The sequence below is a fragment of the Pseudomonas sp. NPDC077186 genome, from assembly GCF_044543505.1.
Lineage (GTDB): Bacteria > Pseudomonadota > Gammaproteobacteria > Pseudomonadales > Pseudomonadaceae > Aquipseudomonas.
On the sequence record NZ_JBITWE010000005.1, the window covers coordinates 231,486 to 248,828 of the forward strand.

Here is a 17,343-nt window from a genome sequence, read left to right on the forward strand (position 1 = left end):
AAGAGGCCAGGCCATGACCAAGTCCCTCCATTACCGTGCATGCCACCTGTGCGAAGCCATCTGCGGCCTCGCCATCGAAACCGAAGCCCAGGCAGACGGCAGCACGCAGATCCGCTCGATCAAGGGCGACGCCCAGGACAGCTTCAGCCGCGGCCATATCTGCCCCAAGGCGGTGGCGCTGCAGGACATCCAGAACGACCCCGACCGCATCCGCCAGCCCATGCGCCGCATCGGCGAGCAGTGGCAGGCCATCGCCTGGGACGACGCCTTCGAACTGGTCGCCGAGCGCCTCAGCGCGATCCGCGCCGAGCACGGGCAGAACGCCGTGGCCGTGTACCAGGGCAACCCCAGCGTGCACAACTACGGGCTGATGACCCACAGCAACTACTTCCTCGGCCTGCTGAAGACGCGCAACCGTTATTCGGCCACCTCGGTCGACCAACTGCCGCACCACCTGACCAGCCACCTGATGTACGGCCACGGCCTGCTGATCCCGATTCCCGATATCGACCACAGCGACTTCATGCTGATCCTCGGCGGCAATCCGCTGGCCTCCAACGGCAGCATCATGACCGTGCCGGACGTGGAGAAGCGCCTCAAGGCCATCCAGGCCCGCGGCGGCAAGCTGGTGGTGGTCGACCCGCGCCGCAGCGAGACCGCCGCCATCGCCGACCAGCATCTGTTCGTGCGTCCCGGCGGCGATGCCGCGCTGCTGCTGGGCCTGCTCAACACCCTGTTCGAGGAAGGCCTGACCCGTGCCAGCCATCTACCGGTGGCAGGGCTGGAGCAGGTGCGTACGGCCATTGCCGCCTTCACCGCCGAGGCCATGAGCGAGCGTTGCGGCGTGCCGGCGCAGGCCATTCGCCAGCTGGCGCGGGATTTCGCCGCCGCCGACAAGGCCGTGTGCTACGGCCGCATGGGCGTCTCCACCCAGGCCTTCGGCACGCTGTGCCAGTGGCTGGTGCAACTGATCAACCTGGTCACCGGCAACCTCGACCGGGTCGGCGGCGTGCTCTGCACTCTGCCTGCGGTGGACCTGGTGGCGAGCACCTCGGGCGGGCATTTCAACCGCTGGCAGAGCCGCGTGTCCGGCCTGCCGGAATACGGCGGCGAGCTGCCGGTCTCGGCGCTGGCCGAGGAGATGCTCACCCCCGGCGAGGGGCAGATCCGCGCGCTGGTCACCGTGGCCGGCAACCCGGTGCTGTCCACGCCCAACGGCCGCCAGCTGGAGCAGGCGCTGGACGGTCTGGAGTTCATGCTCTCGGTGGACTTCTATATCAACGAGACCACCCGCCATGCCGACCTGATCCTGCCGCCCACCGCGCCGCTGGAGCACGACCACTACGACACCACCTTCAACGTCTTCGCGGTGCGCAACGTCACCCGCTTCAACGAGGCGATCCTGGCCAAGCCGGACGGCGCGCTGCACGACTGGGAGATCTTCGTCGGCCTGGCCAAGGCCTTCGCCGCGCGCAACGCTCTGGAACTGAAACCGACCATGGCCCCCGAGCAGATGATCGACATGGGCCTGCGCTTCGGCCCCTATGGTGATCGCAGCGAGCGCAAGCTCAGCCTGGCCGCATTGCGCGATCACCCGCACGGGCTCGACCTGGGGCCGCTGCAGGCGAACCTGGCGGCGCGGCTAAAGACCGCATCGAAAGCCGTCGAGGCCGCCCCCGAGCTGCTGCTGGGCGATCTGGCGCGCTTCGCCGCGCAGCTACCGCCGGCGGCGGACCAGCTGCTGCTGATCGGCCGCCGCCACGTGCGCAGCAACAATTCCTGGATGCACAACTATCACCGCCTGGTGAAGGGCAAGCCGCGTCACCAGTTGCTGATGAATCCGGCGGATCTGGCCCGCCGCGGCCTGGTCGATGGCCAGCGCGTGCGGGTGCGCTCGCGGGTCGGCAGCATCGAGGTGGAGGTGGCCGCCAGCGACGAGATGATGGCCGGCGTGGTCAGCCTACCGCATGGCTGGGGCCATGCCCGCCCCGGCGTGCAGATGGCGATTGCCCGCGAGCAGCCGGGCGCCAGCGCCAACGACCTGACCGACGAACGCCAGCTCGATGCGCTGTCCGGCAATGCCGCGCTCAATGGCGTGCCGGTGGAGGTGGTGGCCGCGTAGCCCGGATGCCGTGGCAAGGCCGAGCATTGCGCTCGGCTTTTCGCTACAATCGCGCCACCGTGCCGACCGAGGGGTCGGGAAGTCTACGCTGAGGTGCCCCATGGATATCATCGAAACCATCAAAGAGCAGATCGCCAACAACACCGTTCTGCTGTACATGAAAGGCTCGCCCAACGCGCCGCAGTGCGGCTTCTCCGCCCGCGCCGCGCAGGTGGTGATGGGCTGCGGCGAGAAGTTCGCCTACGTCGACATCCTGCAGAATCCGGAAATTCGCGCCAACCTGCCGAAGTACGCCAACTGGCCGACCTTCCCGCAGCTGTGGGTGGCCGGCGAGCTGGTCGGCGGCAGCGACATCCTCACCGAGATGTACGAGAAGGGCGAGCTGCAGACCCTGATCAAGGATGCCGTGAGCAAGGCCGGCGCCTGATCGCTGCGTTTGCCAACGAAAGAACCCGCCTCGGCGGGTTCTTTGCTTTTGGGCTCCGGCTGGGCAGTGGCTACTTCTTCAGCCACTGCCCGTTCAACTGGATGAACTGCCCCTGGGGCGTGCGGTCGATGGCCTTCTTGCCGGCGATGGCTTCCACATCGGAGAGGGCGATGCCGTTGTCTTTGGCCACCTTCTGGTACTCGGCGCGGCGCGCCTGGTTGATCAGGCGGGCGATCTCCTCGGCCTGGCCGTCCGGCTTGACCACGCCGAGGTAGCCGTTGGGCTGCTCGCCCAGCTGGCCGCTGGCCTTGGCGGTGCCGAGCGCGCTCATGGCCTGGTTGAGGTTCAGCGCATGGGCCGGCAGACTCAGGCAGAGCGCCAGCAGCAGGGTCGAAATATGGCGAATCATCGGGCTTCTCCTTAGAACAGGCCGCTGTCTTCGTTGAAGACGTTGTCCAGGGCCTTGTCCACCTTGATATAGATCTCGTGTTCGACCTTGACGTTGAGGTTGATATTGATTGGCTCGTTGGGCATGGCCAGTTGTACCGTCGGGGTACAGGCCAGGCACAGCAGGCCCAGGCTCAGGACTGCGAGGAAGCGGCACAGGCGCATGGCGCTACTCCTTGGTTGCTTGGGGGACAGGCTGGCGCATCCGTTGCTGGATCCGTTGCTGGATGATCTCGCTCACCTTGGCGGTCAGTTGCAGGCTGGCCAGCAGGGTGGGGATGTCCTCTTCCAGATTGATATTGAAGTGGATCGGCCGGCCCTGCTCGATGGCCGGGTTGCGTCCCTGCAGACGCATGCCCAGCCTGAGTGTGCCGGACTGATCATAGTCGAGGCTACTGCCGAGCAGGTCGTAGTGGAAGTCTTCCAGGGCGTCGGTGACCAGTTTCATCCCCGGGTTGGCCTGGCCCATGGCGCGGATGCGCGGTGAGTGAAAGCGCAGGCGGCCGCCGGGTGCGCGCGCCTCGATCAGGCCCTGCTCGACGCTGGGGCCGCCGGCGCCCAGGCGCAGGGGGATCAGGCCGTCGAGCAGGCCGCTGCCTTCCAGGCCCTCGGCCGGGTAGACGCGAAACAGTTGCTGCAGGTCCAGGCCGCTGAGGCGCAGCGGCAGCACCTGGCTGGGGCTGTCCAGCCGCCATTGGTGCGGCGCCAGGCTCAGGCTGCCGCCGAGTATGCCGAGCTCGGCGCGCTGATGTGTCAGCACGCCGGCCAGCGGCCGGGCCAGCGTCGCCTGGTAGCGGGCCTGCAGCTGCAGGGGGCCGAGGGCGATGCCGGGATCGATCTGTCGCGCGCTCAACTGCGGCAGGTGCAGGTCCAGGCGCTCGCCCTCGAGCGCCAGGCGCAGCTCGCCGTCGAGGCCGGCGAAGCTGCTGCGGTCGTAGATGCCGCTCAGCCCCCGGGCGTTGAGGCTCAGCTGCGCCTGCAGCGGCTGGCCCGGCGGCAGGCGCAGCTGCGCCTCACCCTGCAGGCGGCCGTTGTCCAGCGACAACAGCGGCGGCCAGTCGCTCAGCGTCTGCGGCAGCGGGTTGCCGGCGCGCAGAAACAGCTCTTCGAGCGTCGCCGCGGCGCGCAGCTCGCCCGCGGCGTCGCGCTCCAGTTGCAGGGCCAGGCTCAACCCGGCGTCGCCCAGCAGGCTGCCGGCGAGGCGCTGGCGTTCGTCCGTGGCCTGCAGCTGGCCCTGCCATTGCCAGCCTTGCGCCTGCAACCGGGGTTGCTGCAGGCGTTGCGTGCGCAGCGTCAGCGGGCCTTCGAGCTGCGGCGCCTGGGGCGTGCCGTGCAGGCGCAGGGCGCCCAGCTCGGCGTGCAGCTGCTGCAGCTCGAGCTCGCCGCTGCGCAGGCGGCGGAGCGCGATTCGCGAGCCTTCGCCGAGGACGACGTCCAGGCGCTGGGCATCGGCCAGGCCGCTTAGCCGCAACCGCAGCTGCAGGTCGTCGAGCCGGTTGCCGGCCAGGCGGGCCTGGGCGGCGTCGGCATCGAGGCGCAGCTGCGCCAGGGTCAGCGCCCAGTCCTTCTGCAGCTGCAGCTCGATATCGGCCTCGCCCTGCAGCCGCAGCGGTCCCTGGCCCTGCAGTTGCGCGTGCAGGGCCAGGGTGCCGGGCGTGCTGGTGGGCGTCGCGCGCGGGGCGATCTGCAGGCGCAGCTGCTGCGGGCGCAGTCCGTCGGGCAGCGCCGTCAGCCAGGGCGCTCCCTGGGGATCGAGCAGCAGGTCGGCGCGCAGTTCGCGGGCCTGCCAGCGGTCTGCGGCGTTATGCAGATCCACCGCCAGCTCGCCGCTGACCAGGCCCAGCGCAGGCAGCGGCCAGGGGCGTTGCAGCAGGGCATCGAGACGCAGCCAGCCCGGCGCGGCGAGCAGGTCGTCCAGTTGCCAGGGGCCGGGCGCCAGTCGCACCTGCCACTGCGCGGCGAGACGCGCCTGCTGCGGGGTGGCCGGCAGCGCTGTGGGCGTGCTCAGCAGCCACTGGCTCAGCCAGTCGCCGAACCAGGCCACCTCGCCCAGTTGCGGCATGCTCAACCGGCCGCTCCAGTGCGTGGTGTCGGCCTGCCTCTGCAGCTGACTGTGCAGTTGCAGCTGGGCCTGGTCGTCCAGGCGCAGCTCGGCCTGCAGCTGCAGCGGGACGTCGCCCGCCGGCATCTGTAGCTCGGCCTGCAGTTCGGCGCGGTGCGCGTCGTGCAGCAGCAGGCTGTGCAGCTGCAGGCCGGCGCTGCGCACCTGCACGCTGGCGTCGCCGCGCAGCCTGCAGCGGCCGCTGGCACAGGGCAGTTGCGCCTGCACGGCTTGCAGTTCGAGGCGTCGCGGCAGCCAGGGCAGGGCGGCGTCGAGTCGCGCAAGCAGGGCCTGCAGGTCGCCGGGCGGCGCTGCGCTTGCGTCCGCCGCGCCCGCCTGCCAGTCCAGCTGCACGTCCTGCAGGCGCAGGCGGTAGCGCGGTGCCGCGCTGGCCAGCCAGTCCAGCTGCAGCTGGCCGGCGCGCAGTTGCAGGCCGGCGGCGCCGCCGCCTTGCTGCAGGCTGAAGCCGTCCAGGCGCAGGCCGCGCGGCGACAGGCTCAGCGCCTGCCAGTCGAGGGCGATGCCCTGTTCGCTCAGCAGGCGCTGGACGCGGTAGCCGGCGTAGCTGCCCAGAACCAGCAGCACGCCCAGTACGCCGGCGCAGGTGCCCAGCCAGAAGCGCCGGCGGCCCATGCTCTCTCCTTGCTCGGTGTCTGCCGGGACGGTACCCCAATGCCCGGGCGAGTGCCAATCCGTTGTGTGCGCTGCTGTGCATTTGCAGCTTTTACTATTACTATTGATACAAACACACGGAGGAATGCGCGATGAGTGCAGTGACTCGCAGCCTACCCGACGCCGATGCGGTGTTGGCCAAGGCCCTGCTCAATACCCGTGAACAGCTGGGGCTGACCCAGCAGGAGCTGGCCGATATCGTCGGCGTGCATCGCAGTGCGGTCAGCCGCTGGAACGAGCAGGGCGGCCTGCGCCCGCAGAGCAAGACCGGCGAGCTGGCGCTGCTGTTGATCCGCGTCTACCGCGCCCTGTTCGCCCTGTTCGGCGGCAATCAGCAGGACATGCGCCATTTTCTGCGCACCGAGAACCGCCACCTGGCCGGCGTGCCGCTGCAGCAGATGAGCCAGGTGCAGGGCCTGGTGCGGGTGGTGGAGTATCTGGACGCCATTCGCGGCAAGGTCTAAGCACGACATAAACCAGGGAGGGCGAGGGCATGGATATCTGGCACGGCTGCGACGGTGCTCGGCAGATCCGCCCGCTGCGCGGCAAGCTGTTGCGCATGGTGGAGAGCCAGGTGCAGGTGGCGACCCTGCAACTGGTGGACAACCTGGCCGAGCAGGCGCTGCTCGAAGAGTTGCTGGAAGGCAGCAAGCCGCCGCTGCCGAGCGCGGCCGAGCCGCTGCATTACCTGCTGAAGACGCCGTTTCGCTACCCGCCGCTGCGCTGGGGCTCGCGTTTCGGCGGCGTGCACGAGCCGAGTCTGTTCTACGCCGCGCAGCGCCTGGAGACGGCCATGGCCGAGGCCGCCTACTACCGTTTCGTGTTGTGGCACGGCATGGCCAGCCCGCCGCCCAGCGGGCGCATCCTTTCCGAGCATTCCACCTTCGAGGCGCGTTACCGGGTCGAGCGCGGCATCCAGTTGCAGCGCCCGCCGTTCAGCGAGCATCAGCGCCTGCTGGCTCATCCCAGCGACTACCGGGCGACCCAGCAGCTGGGCGCGGCGATGCGCGCGGCCGGGGTGCAGGCCTTCGAGTACCGTTCGGCACGTTGTCCGGACGGCGGCAGCAATGTCGCGCTCTATGCGCCGCAGGCCTTCGCCGAGACGCGTCCGCGCAACCTGACGCCCTGGCTGTGCGAAACCACCGCCGAGTACGTGGCGTTCAAGCATGCCCAGGCACCGGACCAACCGCGGCTGTTTCGCTGGGAGCAGTTCTTGGTGCAGGGACGGCTGCCGCAACCGGCCTGAAATCCTGCGCCAAGCGCCTGGCGATGCCCCGAAACAGAGCGCTGCGCGGTTATGCCGCACAGAGTTGTGCACATTGATGACGCAGCCTGTCACGTCACTGTCAGAATCGCCGGTAACCGCTTGATTTTCCGCGCTTGATTTTTAAGTCAATGAAAAATATGCAATTTTTTCGTTGGTGAAAAAATCGACAGTTTGTCTGCGAGGCCCATGGCATCGGGCCTGAAGCGCCTTTCGCCCAAGTTGTGCACGGAGTTATCCACAGCTTCTGTGGATTGTCCCAAGCGCTTGCTCTAGAACGCCGCTCGGCGCTTTTGCCAAGGCTTTACCTGGGCGAAAAAAGGAGTAGAGTGGCGCGCCCTTGCACCAGCCCCCCCAGTCTTATGCCTCGCGCTTTATCCGCCACCTCCCTCGCTACGGTTCCCGCCAGTTCGCGCCTGCCCATGCGCGTTGCCCTCTGGCTGCTCGACAGCCCGCGCCTGGGCCATGCCCACAGCGTCAAGCGTTTGGCCGGCAACCTGCTCAAGCAGCCGGCGCGCAAGGGCTGCGTGCAGGCGCAGAGCCGCCTGGGCCAGTTGCTCTGCCGCGATTGCGGCAACCCGCGCGACCGCCGTATCGGCTTCGAGCTGCTGCGCCAGGCTGCCCGCGCCGGCGACCGCCGTGCCCAGCTGGAACTCGGTCGGCTGTGCAGCCAGCCCGGTGCCGGCGAGCCGCAGCAGGCCCGCCACTGGCTGGAGCAGGCCGCGGCTCAGGGTTCCCAAGAGGCCAAGCGCCTGCTCGCACGCCTGCCGCGCTGACCCGGGTAGCAGCGCTGGTTATACTGCCGGCGGTCTTACACGGAGCGTCTATGCCATTCGATCCCCTATCCCTCGCGCTCGGCTTCGCCGCCGCGCTGTTGCCCCTGCTGGCCGGGCTGTGGGCCTGGCAGCGGCGTCTGGCGCGCGCCGAGCGCGAGCAGGCGCTGCTGCAGGAACGCCTGGAGCATGCCCAGCTGACCCAGGCCGGGCTGACCGCTCAGCTTGACGACTGCCGCGCCGAGCTGGCCGAGGTCAGTGAGATCAAGGTCGAGCAGCAGAGCGAGCTGGCCGGCCTGCGCCGCGAGAACGAACTGCTCCAGCAGGAGCGGCTGATCGCCCGCGAGGCGGCGCAGAGCTGGAGCCAGCAACGTGAGCGCAACGAGGCCGAGCTGCGCCGGCTGAGCGCCGAGTGCGCGGCGCTGAGCGCCGAGCTGCAGGAGCACAAGGACAACCAGCAGCAGCGCCTGGACGACCTGCAGGGCGCGCGCGACGAGTTGCGCGCACAGTTCGCCGAGCTGGCGACGAAGATCTTCGACGAGCGCGAGCAGCGTTTCGCCGAGAGCAGCCAGCAGCGCCTCGGCCAGTTGCTCGACCCGCTCAAGGAGCGCATCCAGGCCTTCGAGAAGCGCGTCGACGAGAGCTACCAGCAGGAGGCGCGCGAGCGCTTCTCCCTGGCCAAGGAGCTGGAGCGCCTGCAGCAGCTCAACCAGCGCCTGGGCGACGAGGCGACCAACCTGACCCGCGCGCTCAAGGGCCAGAAGACCCAGGGCAACTGGGGCGAGCTGGTGCTGGAAAGGGTGCTGGAACACGCCGGCCTGGAGAAGGGCCGCGAATACCAGACCCAGGTCAGCCTCAAGGGCGCCGGTGGCGAGCGCTTCCAGCCCGACGTGCTGATTCGCCTGCCGGGCGACAAGCAGGTCATCGTCGACGCCAAGGTCAGCCTCAGCGCCTATCAGCAATATGTCGCCGCCGACGACGAGGTGATCCGCCAGCAGGCGCTCAAGCAGCACCTGGTGTCGCTGCGCAGCCACCTCAAGGGCCTGTCCGGCAAGGACTACCAGCGCCTGGAGGGGCTGCACAGCCTGGATTTCGTCCTGCTCTTCGTGCCCATCGAGGCGGCCTTCGCCGCGGCGTTGCAGGCCGAGCCGGGGCTGTTTCAGGAGGCCTTCGAGCAACAGGTGGTGATCGTCAGCCCGACCACCCTGCTGGCCACCCTGCGCGTCATCGACAGCCTCTGGCGCCAGGAGCGCCAGGGCCAGAACGCCCGCGAGATCGCCGAGCGCGCCGGTCAGCTGTACGACAAGTTCGTCGCCTTTATCGCCGACCTGGACGAGATGGGCAGCCGCCTGCAGCAGCTGGACAAGGCCTACGCCGGCGCGCGCAACAAGCTGGTGGAGGGCCGCGGCAACCTGATCGGCCGCGCGGAGAACCTCAAGCTGCTCGGCGCCCGCGCCAGCAAGAGCCTGCCGGCCGAGCTGCTGGAACGCGCCGCCGACCTGCCGGCGCTGGACGAGCTGGGCGAGTGAGGCGCCGCGCTCAACCCGTTCAGGCTGTGGCTTGTTCCGCGGCGGCGCGGCGTGCGGCCGGCGAGCTGGCCAGGTAGTCCAGCGCCGCCTGCAGGTCGCCCTCGACGCGCGGGTGGTAGCGCGGGTTGAAGTAGCGCAGCACGGAACGGCCGACGCTGGCGGTGCTCGGCAGCAGACCGCGCTTGCCCAGGTCGTGCCACATACGCAGGAAGCCCGGGCGGTAACGGGTGGCCGGGTCCTGGCGCATCATCAGCTGCATCGCATCGCTGAACAGGTAGAGCAGCGCCGGCGTGGCGATCAGCATGAACAGCCAGCGCATCGCCAGGCTGCCGCCCAGGTGCACGTGCAGGTCGTGGGCCACGCAGCGGTGCTCCACTTCCTCGGCGCCGTGCCAGCGCAGCAGATCGAGCATCACCGGGTCGGCGTGGTCGAGCTGGCGACTGTTCACCACCCAGTCGCCGAGCACACAGGTGAAGTGCTCCACGGCGGCGATCAAACCGACCCGCTGGCGCAGCCACCAGCCTTGCAGGCGGCGGGAGAGGGCGTGCTCGCCCAACGGGTGATCGCACAGCACCTTGTCGAACAGCCAGTCGACCTTGCGCGTGAAGGGGGTGGCGTCGATGCCGTGGCGCGCCAGGTAGGGCGTCAGCGCGCTGTCGTGGGCGCGGGCGTGCTGCGCCTCCTGCAGGACGAAGCCGCGTACGTCCTCGCGCAGGCGGGGGTCGTCGACCAGCGCCAGCGCCTTGTTGTAGACCTTGCAGAACCAGAACTCGCCGGCCGGCAGCAGCAGGTGCAGGCCGTTCATGATATGTGAGGCCTCCGGCTCGTTCGGCACCCAGTGCAGCGGGGTGTCGGCGAAGTCGAAACGCACCTTGCGTTGCCGCAGCGGCGGCTGGGCGCTCTGGTTCATGGGCGGGACTCCAGTTGCTGCAGGTACTCGCGCAGCCAGCCGGCCAGCGCGCTCGGCTCGGCCAGCAGCTGCCAGTGGCCGCCGCGCACCTCGCGGCGGCTCAGCAGCGGCGCCCAGTGCGCCAGGTCGTCGAACAGCTGCGGGCGGACGAAGCGGTCGTCCAGCGGCACTATCAGTTGCACCGGTACCCGGGTGCTGCGCGCGCGCGGGCGCAGCAGGCTGCGGATGAAGTTGGCGCGGTACAGCTGCACCCCGCGCATGCCGTCGCCACGCTGGCTGCTGCTCGGCGGCAGGCCGCGCACCCCTTCGAGGCGGCGCAGCAGCCAGGGCCAGGCGCGATCCAGGCCCAGGCGCCAGCACAGTTCCGGCAGCAACGGGATGTGGAAGAAGGCGATATACCAGGAGCTGAGCAGCTGCCTGAGCGCCTGTATCAGCGCCTGCGGGCGGCGCAGGCTGAGGCGCTCGCGCAGCCAGTGGCCGACGTGGTCCAGGCAGGGCCCGGAGATGCTGGTGTAGGAGGCCAGCAGCGGCTGCAGGCGCGGCTCGGTGACCGCCTCCCAGCTCTGGATCGAGCCCCAGTCGTGGGCCACCAGATGCACCGGGCGCTGCGGGCTGACGGCGCGGATCACCGCCTCCAGGTCGTTTGCCAGCCGCTCCAGGCGGTAGTCGCGCAGCCGCCGCGGCACCTGCGAGGCGCCCTGGCCACGCACGTCGTAGGCGACGATGCGGTACTCGGCGGCCAGCTCGCGCACCAGCGGCAGCCAGATCTCGTGGTTGTCCGGGTAGCCGTGCACCAGTAGCAGGGTCGGGCCGTCGGCCTGGCCCCAGACATAGGTGTGCAGGCGCACGCCGTCGCCCTGGACCTGCAGGCGCTGCGGCGGCAGCTCGTGACGGGGCAGCGGTGCGTTCATGGGGCGAATCCGGCGGGGATGGACGAGGTGGGCATGGCAGGCTCCGGCAAGTGACGGTTACATCGCTCGATGTCATCGTCATTGTTCAGTGCCGATGGACGCTTGCCTAGCCGATCCGGCGCCTGGCCGGCGGCCGCGTTACGGCGTTACCGAGCGCCCTGCAGCCGCTCTAGATCAGGGGTTATAGCGCCTGGCGCGGCTTTGCCGCGGGAGCCGGGCAGGGCAAGTCCAGCCCTTGGTTGGGGGCGCCGGCGCGGTTGTTGGCGGGCGAAGCGCGGGGCTATGATCGCGCCATGACCCAAGCCTCCCTGTTTTTCCAGCGCCTGCTCGGCAGCGCCGCGCCGATGGCCGCGGCGGCTGCCGCCGAATACACGGTCGACGAGCTGGCCCAGGCCGCGCAGACCACCGTGCGCAACGTGCGCGCCTATCAGGATCGCGGCCTGCTGCCGCCGCCCGAACGGCGTGGGCGGGTCGGCATCTACAGCGGCGAGCACCTGGCGCGGCTGCAGCTGATCGGCCAACTGCTCGAGCGCGGCTACAGCATCGCCAGCATTCGCGAGCTGTTCGAGGCCTGGGCCCAGGGCCGCGACCTGGCCCACGTGCTGGGCCTGGAGCAGGCCATCCGCGGCCCGGGCGAACCCGAGCAACCCGGGCGCCTGGAGTTCGCCGAGCTGCAGGCGATCTTCGGCGCGGATCTGGACGACGCGGTGATCGACCGCGCCCAGGCCCTCGGCCTGCTGCAGTTCGCCGGCGACCACCTGGCGGTGCCCAGCCCGCGGCTGCTGGCCGCCGGCATCGAGCTGTACCGCGCCGGCATCCCGTTGCCGGCGCTGCTGGACGAGCTGGAGTCGATTCGCGGCCACGTCGAGCAGGTCGCCACCGGCATCGTGCAGATGATCGTCGGCCACCTGGTCAACCCGCTGCTGCAGACCTCGCTGCCGCATGCCGACCAGCTGGAGCCGCTCAGCGCCCAGCTGTTGCAGCTGCGCCCGCTGGTCGAGCAGGTGGTGGAAGCGGAGCTGGCGCGCGGCCTGCCGGTGGCCGCCAACCGCGAACTGAGCGAGCGGGTGCATCGCCTGTTGCAGGGTTTTCTGCAGCGCCCGTAGGGACGAGTTGATGGGCTATGCCCCTGTCGGGGGGCTCCTGTAGGGTGCGCTGCGCGCAGCGGGATATGCAGCCTGCTGGTGCGCATGGCGCACAAAAACTGGGTCATCTCGCCGAACTGGTCTCTACCCGAGCAGCAGCGCCGCCCCTGCCAGCAGACCGCCGAGCATTACCGGCGCCGTGCGCAGCGCCAGCTGGCGGCCGCCGATCAGGGCGATCAGGCCGGCCTTGACCAGGCTGTTGCTCAGCGCGGCGAGGAAGATGCCGTGCACCGCCACCTGCGGGTCGAGGTCCAGCTGCGCGCTGCGCGCCAGCGACAGGGTGATGGCGTCGACGTCGGCCAGGCCCGAGACCAGCGCCACCAGGTACACCCCGGCATCGCCCAGCCAGCGCCGCGCGCCCTCCACCAGGAACAGGATCAGCAGCAGCAGGGCGGCGAAGCGCAGCGCCGGGCCCAGCTCGAAGGGATTCTTCAAGGGCGGCTCGCCGCTTTCGTCCGACTCGCGTCCGGCCAGGCGGTAGAAGGCCAGGGCGCCGCCGCTGTAGACCAGCGCGGCGGCGGTCAGCGGCCAGAACAGCTGCGCCAGCAGCGCCGGATTGATCAGCCCGACCTCCAGCAGCACCCGCGGGAACATCAGCGCCGAGGTGGCCAGCAGGCCGCAGGCCAGCAGCGCCTGCAGGCGGCGTTCGCCGTGCAGGCGGGCGAGGGTGACGGTCATCGCCGTGGACGAGACGATGCCGCCGAGCAGGGCGGTGATCAGCAGGCCGTGGCGGGTGCCGACCAGGCGGATCGCCACGTAGGCGGCGAAGCCGATGGCGGCGATCAGCACCACCATCCACCAGATCACGTAGGGGTTGAACGCCTGCCAGGGGCCGTAGCCCTGGTTCGGCAGCGCCGGCAGCAGCACCAGGGAGATGAACAGCAGCTTCAGCGCGCCGAGCACTTCGCCCTCGCTGAGGCGGCGCAAGGCGCCATGCAGGGCCTGTTTCAGCCCCAGCAGCAAGGCCACCGCCACCGCGCCGGCGGCGGCCAGCGGCGCCTGGTCGGCGACGGCCAGGCTGCCGAGGAGGAAGGTGATCAGCAGCGCCATCTCGCTGGTCAGGCCGCGGTCGCCCAGTTGCAGCAGATCGCCGGCGTAGGCGACCAGCACCAGGGCGGCGAAGCCGAGGAAGATCGCCGCCCAGGCGACGACCCCGAAGCGTTCGCCGAGCAGCAGGGCGAAACCGCCGAGCAGGCCGACCAGGCCGTAGGTGCGGATGCCCGCGGCCAGGTGCGTGTCGTCGCCATGGCGTTCCTGCCAGCCGCGCTCGGCACCGATCAGCAGGCCGGCGGCCAGGGCGCTGGCGAAATTCAGCAGAGTGTGCAGCTCGTCGGGCATGGCGCGTCCTTGGGCGGGGCAATGCTGGCAGTCTAGCCGGCCGTCGCCGCCGGGTATTGCGGCAGGTCAGTCCGTAGGGTGGAAAACGGCGAAGCCTTTTCCACCGACACTGTGTCGGTGGTGGACAAGCTGCGCGTTGTCCACCCTACGGCCACGCGCTACCCGCGCAGGCTCAGATGACGGCTAAGCAGGGCGCGCAGGGCGGCCGGCTTGACCGGCTTGGGCAGGTAGTCGAGGCCGGCGGCATGCACCTCAGCCACCAGCTCAGGGCGGCCGTCGGCGCTGATCACCACGCCGGGCACCGGCTCGCCCAGGCGGGTGCGCAGCCAGGCCATCAGCTCGGTGCCGGTCTCGCCCTCGTCGAGGTGGTAGTCGATCAGCGCCAGCTGCGGGCGCACCTCCTCGCTGAGCAGATGCTCGCATTCCAGGCGGTTGCGCGCCGTCCACACCTGGCAGCCCCAGCGTGACAGCAGGCTGTGCATGCCGGTGAGGATGCTGTCCTCGTTGTCGATGCACAGCACCTGGGTGCCTTGCAGCGGCTGGCCGTTGACCTCGCCGGCGACCGCCGCCTTGGGCTTGGCCTGCGGCTTGCGCGCCAGCGGCACGCTGACGCTGAACACGCTGCCCTTGCCCGGCCAGGAACGCACCTCCAGGCGGTGGTCGAGCACCCGGCACAGGCCGTCGGCGATCGCCAGACCCAAGCCCAGGCCCTTCTCGGCGCGGGTCTGGTGGCTGTCCAGGCGCTTGAACTCCTCGAAGATCACCTTGCGCTTGTCCTCGGGGATGCCGGCGCCGCGGTCCCACACCTCCAGGCGCAGATGCGTGCCCTCTCGGCGCACGCCGAGCACCACGCGGCCTTTGGCGTAGCGGAAGGCGTTGGTCAGGAAGTTCTGCAGGATGCGCCGCAGCAGCTTGCTGTCGCTGTCGATCCACTGCTTGCTACCGCGCACGCGCAGGTCGATGCCCTGCTCGGCGGCCAGCACGCCGAACTCGGCGCCGAGGGTGTCGAACAGGCTGGCCAGGGCGAAGGGATGGCGGTCCGGGGCGATGCGGCCGTTCTCCAGGCGCGAGATGTCGAGCAGGTCGGTGATCAGGTCCTCGGCCGAGCGCAACGAGCTGTCCAGGTGGCGCACCAGCTCCTGGGCCTCGTGCGGCAGCGCCTCGTCCTGGTGGGCCAGCGCCGCGGAGAACAGCCGCGCGGCGTTGAGCGGCTGCATCAGGTCGTGGCTGACCGCGGCGAGAAAGCGCGTCTTCGACTGGTTGGCCGCTTCGGCATGGGCCTTGGCCTCGGTCAGCGCCTGGTTCAGCTGCGACAGCTCCTGGGTGCGCTCGGCGACTCGTCGCTCCAGGCTCTCGTTGGCCTCCTTGAGCGCCCGCTCGGCCTCGCGGAACTCGGTGATGTCGGTGAAGCTCATGACGAAGCCGCCGCCGGGCATGGGATTGCCGATCAGCTCTATCACCCGGCCGTTGGGGAATACCCGTTCGTAGCTGTGCGCGGTGCCCTGGCGCATCCAGTACAGGCGCTTGGCCACGTTCTCCTCGACGTCGCCGCCGCCGAGCATGCCGCGTTCGGCATTGAAGCGGATGATCTCGGCGATCGGCCGGCCGACGTAGATCAGCCCCTCGGGGTAGTCGAACAGCTCCAGGTAGCGGTGGTTCCAGGCCACCAGGCGCAGGTTCTGGTCGACCACGCTGATGCCCTGGGTGATGTTCTCGATCGCCCCCTGCAGCAGCGCGCGGTTGAACTGCAGCACTTCGGAGGCCTCGTCGACGATGCGCACCACGTCCTCGACCTGCATCTCGCGGCCTTCGATGGCCGCCTTGACCACCGCACGGGTCGACGAGGCGCCGAGCACGCCGGCCAGCAGGCGTTCGGTATGGGCGATCCATTCGCTGTTGGCCGGTTGGTTGGGCTCGAAGGGCTTGCCCTGGCGCTGGGCGAAACGGATGAAGCTCTGCCGCGCGCGCTCCTCGCCGACGAAGCGGCTGGCCAGCAGCAGCAGGTCTTCCACCTGCACCGCCAGCAGGCTGCGGCCGCTGGGCTTGGTGCCCAGGTCGTGGCCGATGAAGCGCCCGGCCTGCCAGTGTTCCGACACCCGCGTGCGGGAGAACCAGGAGACCCAGGCGAACAGCAGCAGGTTGCCGGCCAGCGACAGCACCACGCCGCGGGTCAGCGGGTCGACCTGCAGGCCGATGGGTGCGTAGAGCAGGGTGGTGAGCCCGGGGAAGCCCGCCAGCGACCAGCCCATGCCACGCGCTACCAGCGGCAACACCAGGGTGTAGAACCACAGCAGGGCGCCGAAGATCAGCCCGGCGAACACGCCGCGGCGATTGGCCTGTTTCCACACCAGGGCGCCGAACATGGCCGGCGCCAACTGGCCGATGGCGGCGAACGACACCTGGCCGATGGTGGCCAGGCTGGCGCCCTCGCCGAGCAGGCGGTAGCAGACGTAGGCCAGCAGCAGGATCAGCACGATGCTCACCCGGCGCGCGGTGAGCATCCAGTGGCGGAAGGCCTCGAACGGTCGCTCGGTGTTCTGTCGACGCAGCAGCCAGGGCAGCAGCATGTCGTTGGAGATCATGGTCGACAGCGCCACCGAGGCGACGATGACCATGCCGGTGGCGGCGCTGGCGCCGCCGATAAAGGCCAGCACCGCCAGGGCCGGATGGGCCTCGGCCAGCGGCAGGCTGATGACGAAGGAGTCCGGGGTGATGCCGGCCGGCAACAGCATCTGCCCGGCCAGGGCGATGGGCACCACGAACAGCGCGGCCAGCACCAGGTAGGCGGGGAACACCCAGCGCGCCAGGCGCAGGTCCTTGGGTTCGATGTTCTCCACCACGGTGACGTGGAACTGCCGCGGCAGGCAGACGATGGCGATCATCGCCATGCCGGTCTGCACCAGCATCGCCGGCCAGTTCACCGCCTCGTTCCAGAAGGCGTCCAGCTCGGCGGTGTTGTGCGCCTGATCGAGCAGGTCGTTGAAACCGTTGTACAGGCCGAAGGTGACGAAGGCGCCGACGGCGAGAAAGGCCAGCAGCTTGACCAGCGACTCGAAGGCTATCGCCAGCACCATGCCGCGGTGGTGCTCGGTGACGTCGAGGTTGCGCGTGCCGAACAGGATGGTGAACAGCGCCAGCACCAGCGACACGATCAGCGCGGTGTCCTGCGCGCTGGTGCCGGTGTCCAGGGCGTGTTCGCCGATCAGCAGGTTGACGCCGAGGACGATGCCCTTGAGCTGCAGGGCGATATAGGGCAGCACGCCGACCAGGCAGATCAGCGCCACGACTATGGCCAGCGATTGCGACTTGCCGTAGCGCGCGGCAATGAAGTCGGCGATCGAGGTGATGTTCTCCTGCTTGCTGATCATCACCATCTTCTGCAGCACCCAGGGCATGCTCAGCAGCAGGATGATCGGCCCCAGGTAGATCGGCAGGAACGACCACAACTGCTCGGCGGCCTGGCCGACCGCGCCGAAGAAGGTCCAGCTGGTGCAGTACACCGCCAGCGACAGCGAGTAGACCCAGGCGCGCACCTTCGGCGGCATGGGCGTGCTGCGCCGGTCGCCATAGAAGGCGATGGCGAAGAGGATGGCCATGTAGAGCAGGGCGACCGCGGCGATCAACCCGGGGGACAGCGACATGCGGACTCCGGAACGCAGGAGAAAACCAGGCGCCGGCGACAGCCGGCGGCGATAAGCAGCAGT

14 protein-coding genes are annotated in these 17,343 nt (G+C 69.5%); 7 read left to right on the forward strand and 7 right to left on the reverse strand.

Annotated features, from left to right (window positions below; genetic code table 11):
• Nucleotides 1–13 precede the first annotated feature (13 nt).
• Nucleotides 14–2,122: a molybdopterin oxidoreductase family protein gene (locus ACIGKL_RS19285; protein ID WP_397488065.1), complete on the forward strand. Its 2,109-nt coding sequence runs from the start codon at nt 14–16 to the stop codon at nt 2,120–2,122.
• Between the two features lie 100 nt (nt 2,123–2,222).
• Complete coding sequence (grxD, locus tag ACIGKL_RS19290) at nt 2,223–2,549, forward strand: Grx4 family monothiol glutaredoxin (RefSeq protein ID WP_003246056.1); 327 nt, start codon at nt 2,223–2,225, stop codon at nt 2,547–2,549.
• 70 nt (nt 2,550–2,619) lie between these two features.
• On the opposite strand, the gene ACIGKL_RS19295 is transcribed toward grxD, so the two are convergent.
• From ACIGKL_RS19295 to ACIGKL_RS19305, 3 genes are read right to left on the reverse strand one after another with little or no spacing between them, the layout of a single operon-like run.
• Entirely contained in the window at nt 2,620–2,958 is a 339-nt protein-coding gene (locus tag ACIGKL_RS19295) for a YdbL family protein (protein ID WP_397488066.1), read from the reverse strand.
• An 11-nt stretch (nt 2,959–2,969) separates the two neighbouring features.
• On the reverse strand, nt 2,970–3,161 hold the full coding sequence (locus tag ACIGKL_RS19300) for a YnbE family lipoprotein (protein ID WP_021445189.1): 192 nt from the start codon (nt 3,159–3,161) through the stop codon (nt 2,970–2,972).
• A 4-nt stretch (nt 3,162–3,165) separates the two neighbouring features.
• Nucleotides 3,166–5,730, reverse strand: a complete 2,565-nt coding sequence (locus tag ACIGKL_RS19305) for a YdbH domain-containing protein (RefSeq protein ID WP_397488067.1) — start codon at nt 5,728–5,730, stop codon at nt 3,166–3,168.
• A gap of 131 nt (nt 5,731–5,861) precedes the next feature.
• Between ACIGKL_RS19305 and ACIGKL_RS19310 the strand changes: the two genes are divergently transcribed.
• The 4 genes from ACIGKL_RS19310 (at nt 5,862) to rmuC (ending at nt 9,335) form a co-directional block, all read left to right on the forward strand.
• A complete protein-coding gene (locus ACIGKL_RS19310; RefSeq protein ID WP_021445017.1) occupies nt 5,862–6,233 on the forward strand; it encodes an XRE family transcriptional regulator in 372 nt (123 codons plus the stop codon).
• A 29-nt stretch (nt 6,234–6,262) separates the two neighbouring features.
• Nucleotides 6,263–7,015 carry an RES family NAD+ phosphorylase gene (locus ACIGKL_RS19315; protein WP_397488068.1) on the forward strand — a complete coding sequence of 251 codons (753 nt, stop codon included), beginning with the start codon at nt 6,263–6,265 and terminating at the stop codon, nt 7,013–7,015.
• A 440-nt stretch (nt 7,016–7,455) separates the two neighbouring features.
• Nucleotides 7,456–7,809, forward strand: coding sequence for a tetratricopeptide repeat protein (locus ACIGKL_RS19320; RefSeq protein WP_397488070.1), 354 nt, complete (start codon nt 7,456–7,458; stop codon nt 7,807–7,809).
• A 164-nt stretch (nt 7,810–7,973) separates the two neighbouring features.
• On the forward strand, nt 7,974–9,335 hold the full coding sequence (gene rmuC, locus ACIGKL_RS19325; RefSeq protein WP_397488310.1) for a DNA recombination protein RmuC: 1,362 nt from the start codon (nt 7,974–7,976) through the stop codon (nt 9,333–9,335).
• A gap of 19 nt (nt 9,336–9,354) precedes the next feature.
• Here the strand turns inward: rmuC and ACIGKL_RS19330 are convergent, their stop codons facing one another.
• Both ACIGKL_RS19330 and ACIGKL_RS19335 read right to left on the reverse strand, forming a co-directional pair.
• Nucleotides 9,355–10,245, reverse strand: a complete 891-nt coding sequence (locus ACIGKL_RS19330; protein WP_397488071.1) for a metal-dependent hydrolase — start codon at nt 10,243–10,245, stop codon at nt 9,355–9,357.
• The gene (locus ACIGKL_RS19335) at nt 10,242–11,156 is read right to left on the reverse strand and encodes an alpha/beta fold hydrolase (protein ID WP_397488072.1); all 915 of its coding nucleotides are present in this window, start codon (nt 11,154–11,156) and stop codon (nt 10,242–10,244) included. The genes ACIGKL_RS19330 and ACIGKL_RS19335 overlap by 4 nt, the downstream gene beginning before the upstream one ends.
• Nucleotides 11,157–11,449: 293 nt before the next feature.
• Between ACIGKL_RS19335 and ACIGKL_RS19340 the strand changes: the two genes are divergently transcribed.
• Nucleotides 11,450–12,262, forward strand: a complete 813-nt coding sequence (locus tag ACIGKL_RS19340) for a MerR family transcriptional regulator (protein ID WP_397488073.1) — start codon at nt 11,450–11,452, stop codon at nt 12,260–12,262.
• A gap of 123 nt (nt 12,263–12,385) precedes the next feature.
• Here the strand turns inward: ACIGKL_RS19340 and ACIGKL_RS19345 are convergent, their stop codons facing one another.
• Together ACIGKL_RS19345 and ACIGKL_RS19350 are read right to left on the reverse strand one after the other, a co-directional pair.
• Nucleotides 12,386–13,639, reverse strand: coding sequence for an MgtC/SapB family protein (locus ACIGKL_RS19345; protein ID WP_397488074.1), 1,254 nt, complete (start codon nt 13,637–13,639; stop codon nt 12,386–12,388).
• A 158-nt stretch (nt 13,640–13,797) separates the two neighbouring features.
• On the reverse strand, nt 13,798–17,280 hold the full coding sequence (locus ACIGKL_RS19350) for a NahK/ErcS family hybrid sensor histidine kinase/response regulator (protein WP_397488075.1): 3,483 nt from the start codon (nt 17,278–17,280) through the stop codon (nt 13,798–13,800).
• Nucleotides 17,281–17,343: the final 63 nt, after the last annotated feature.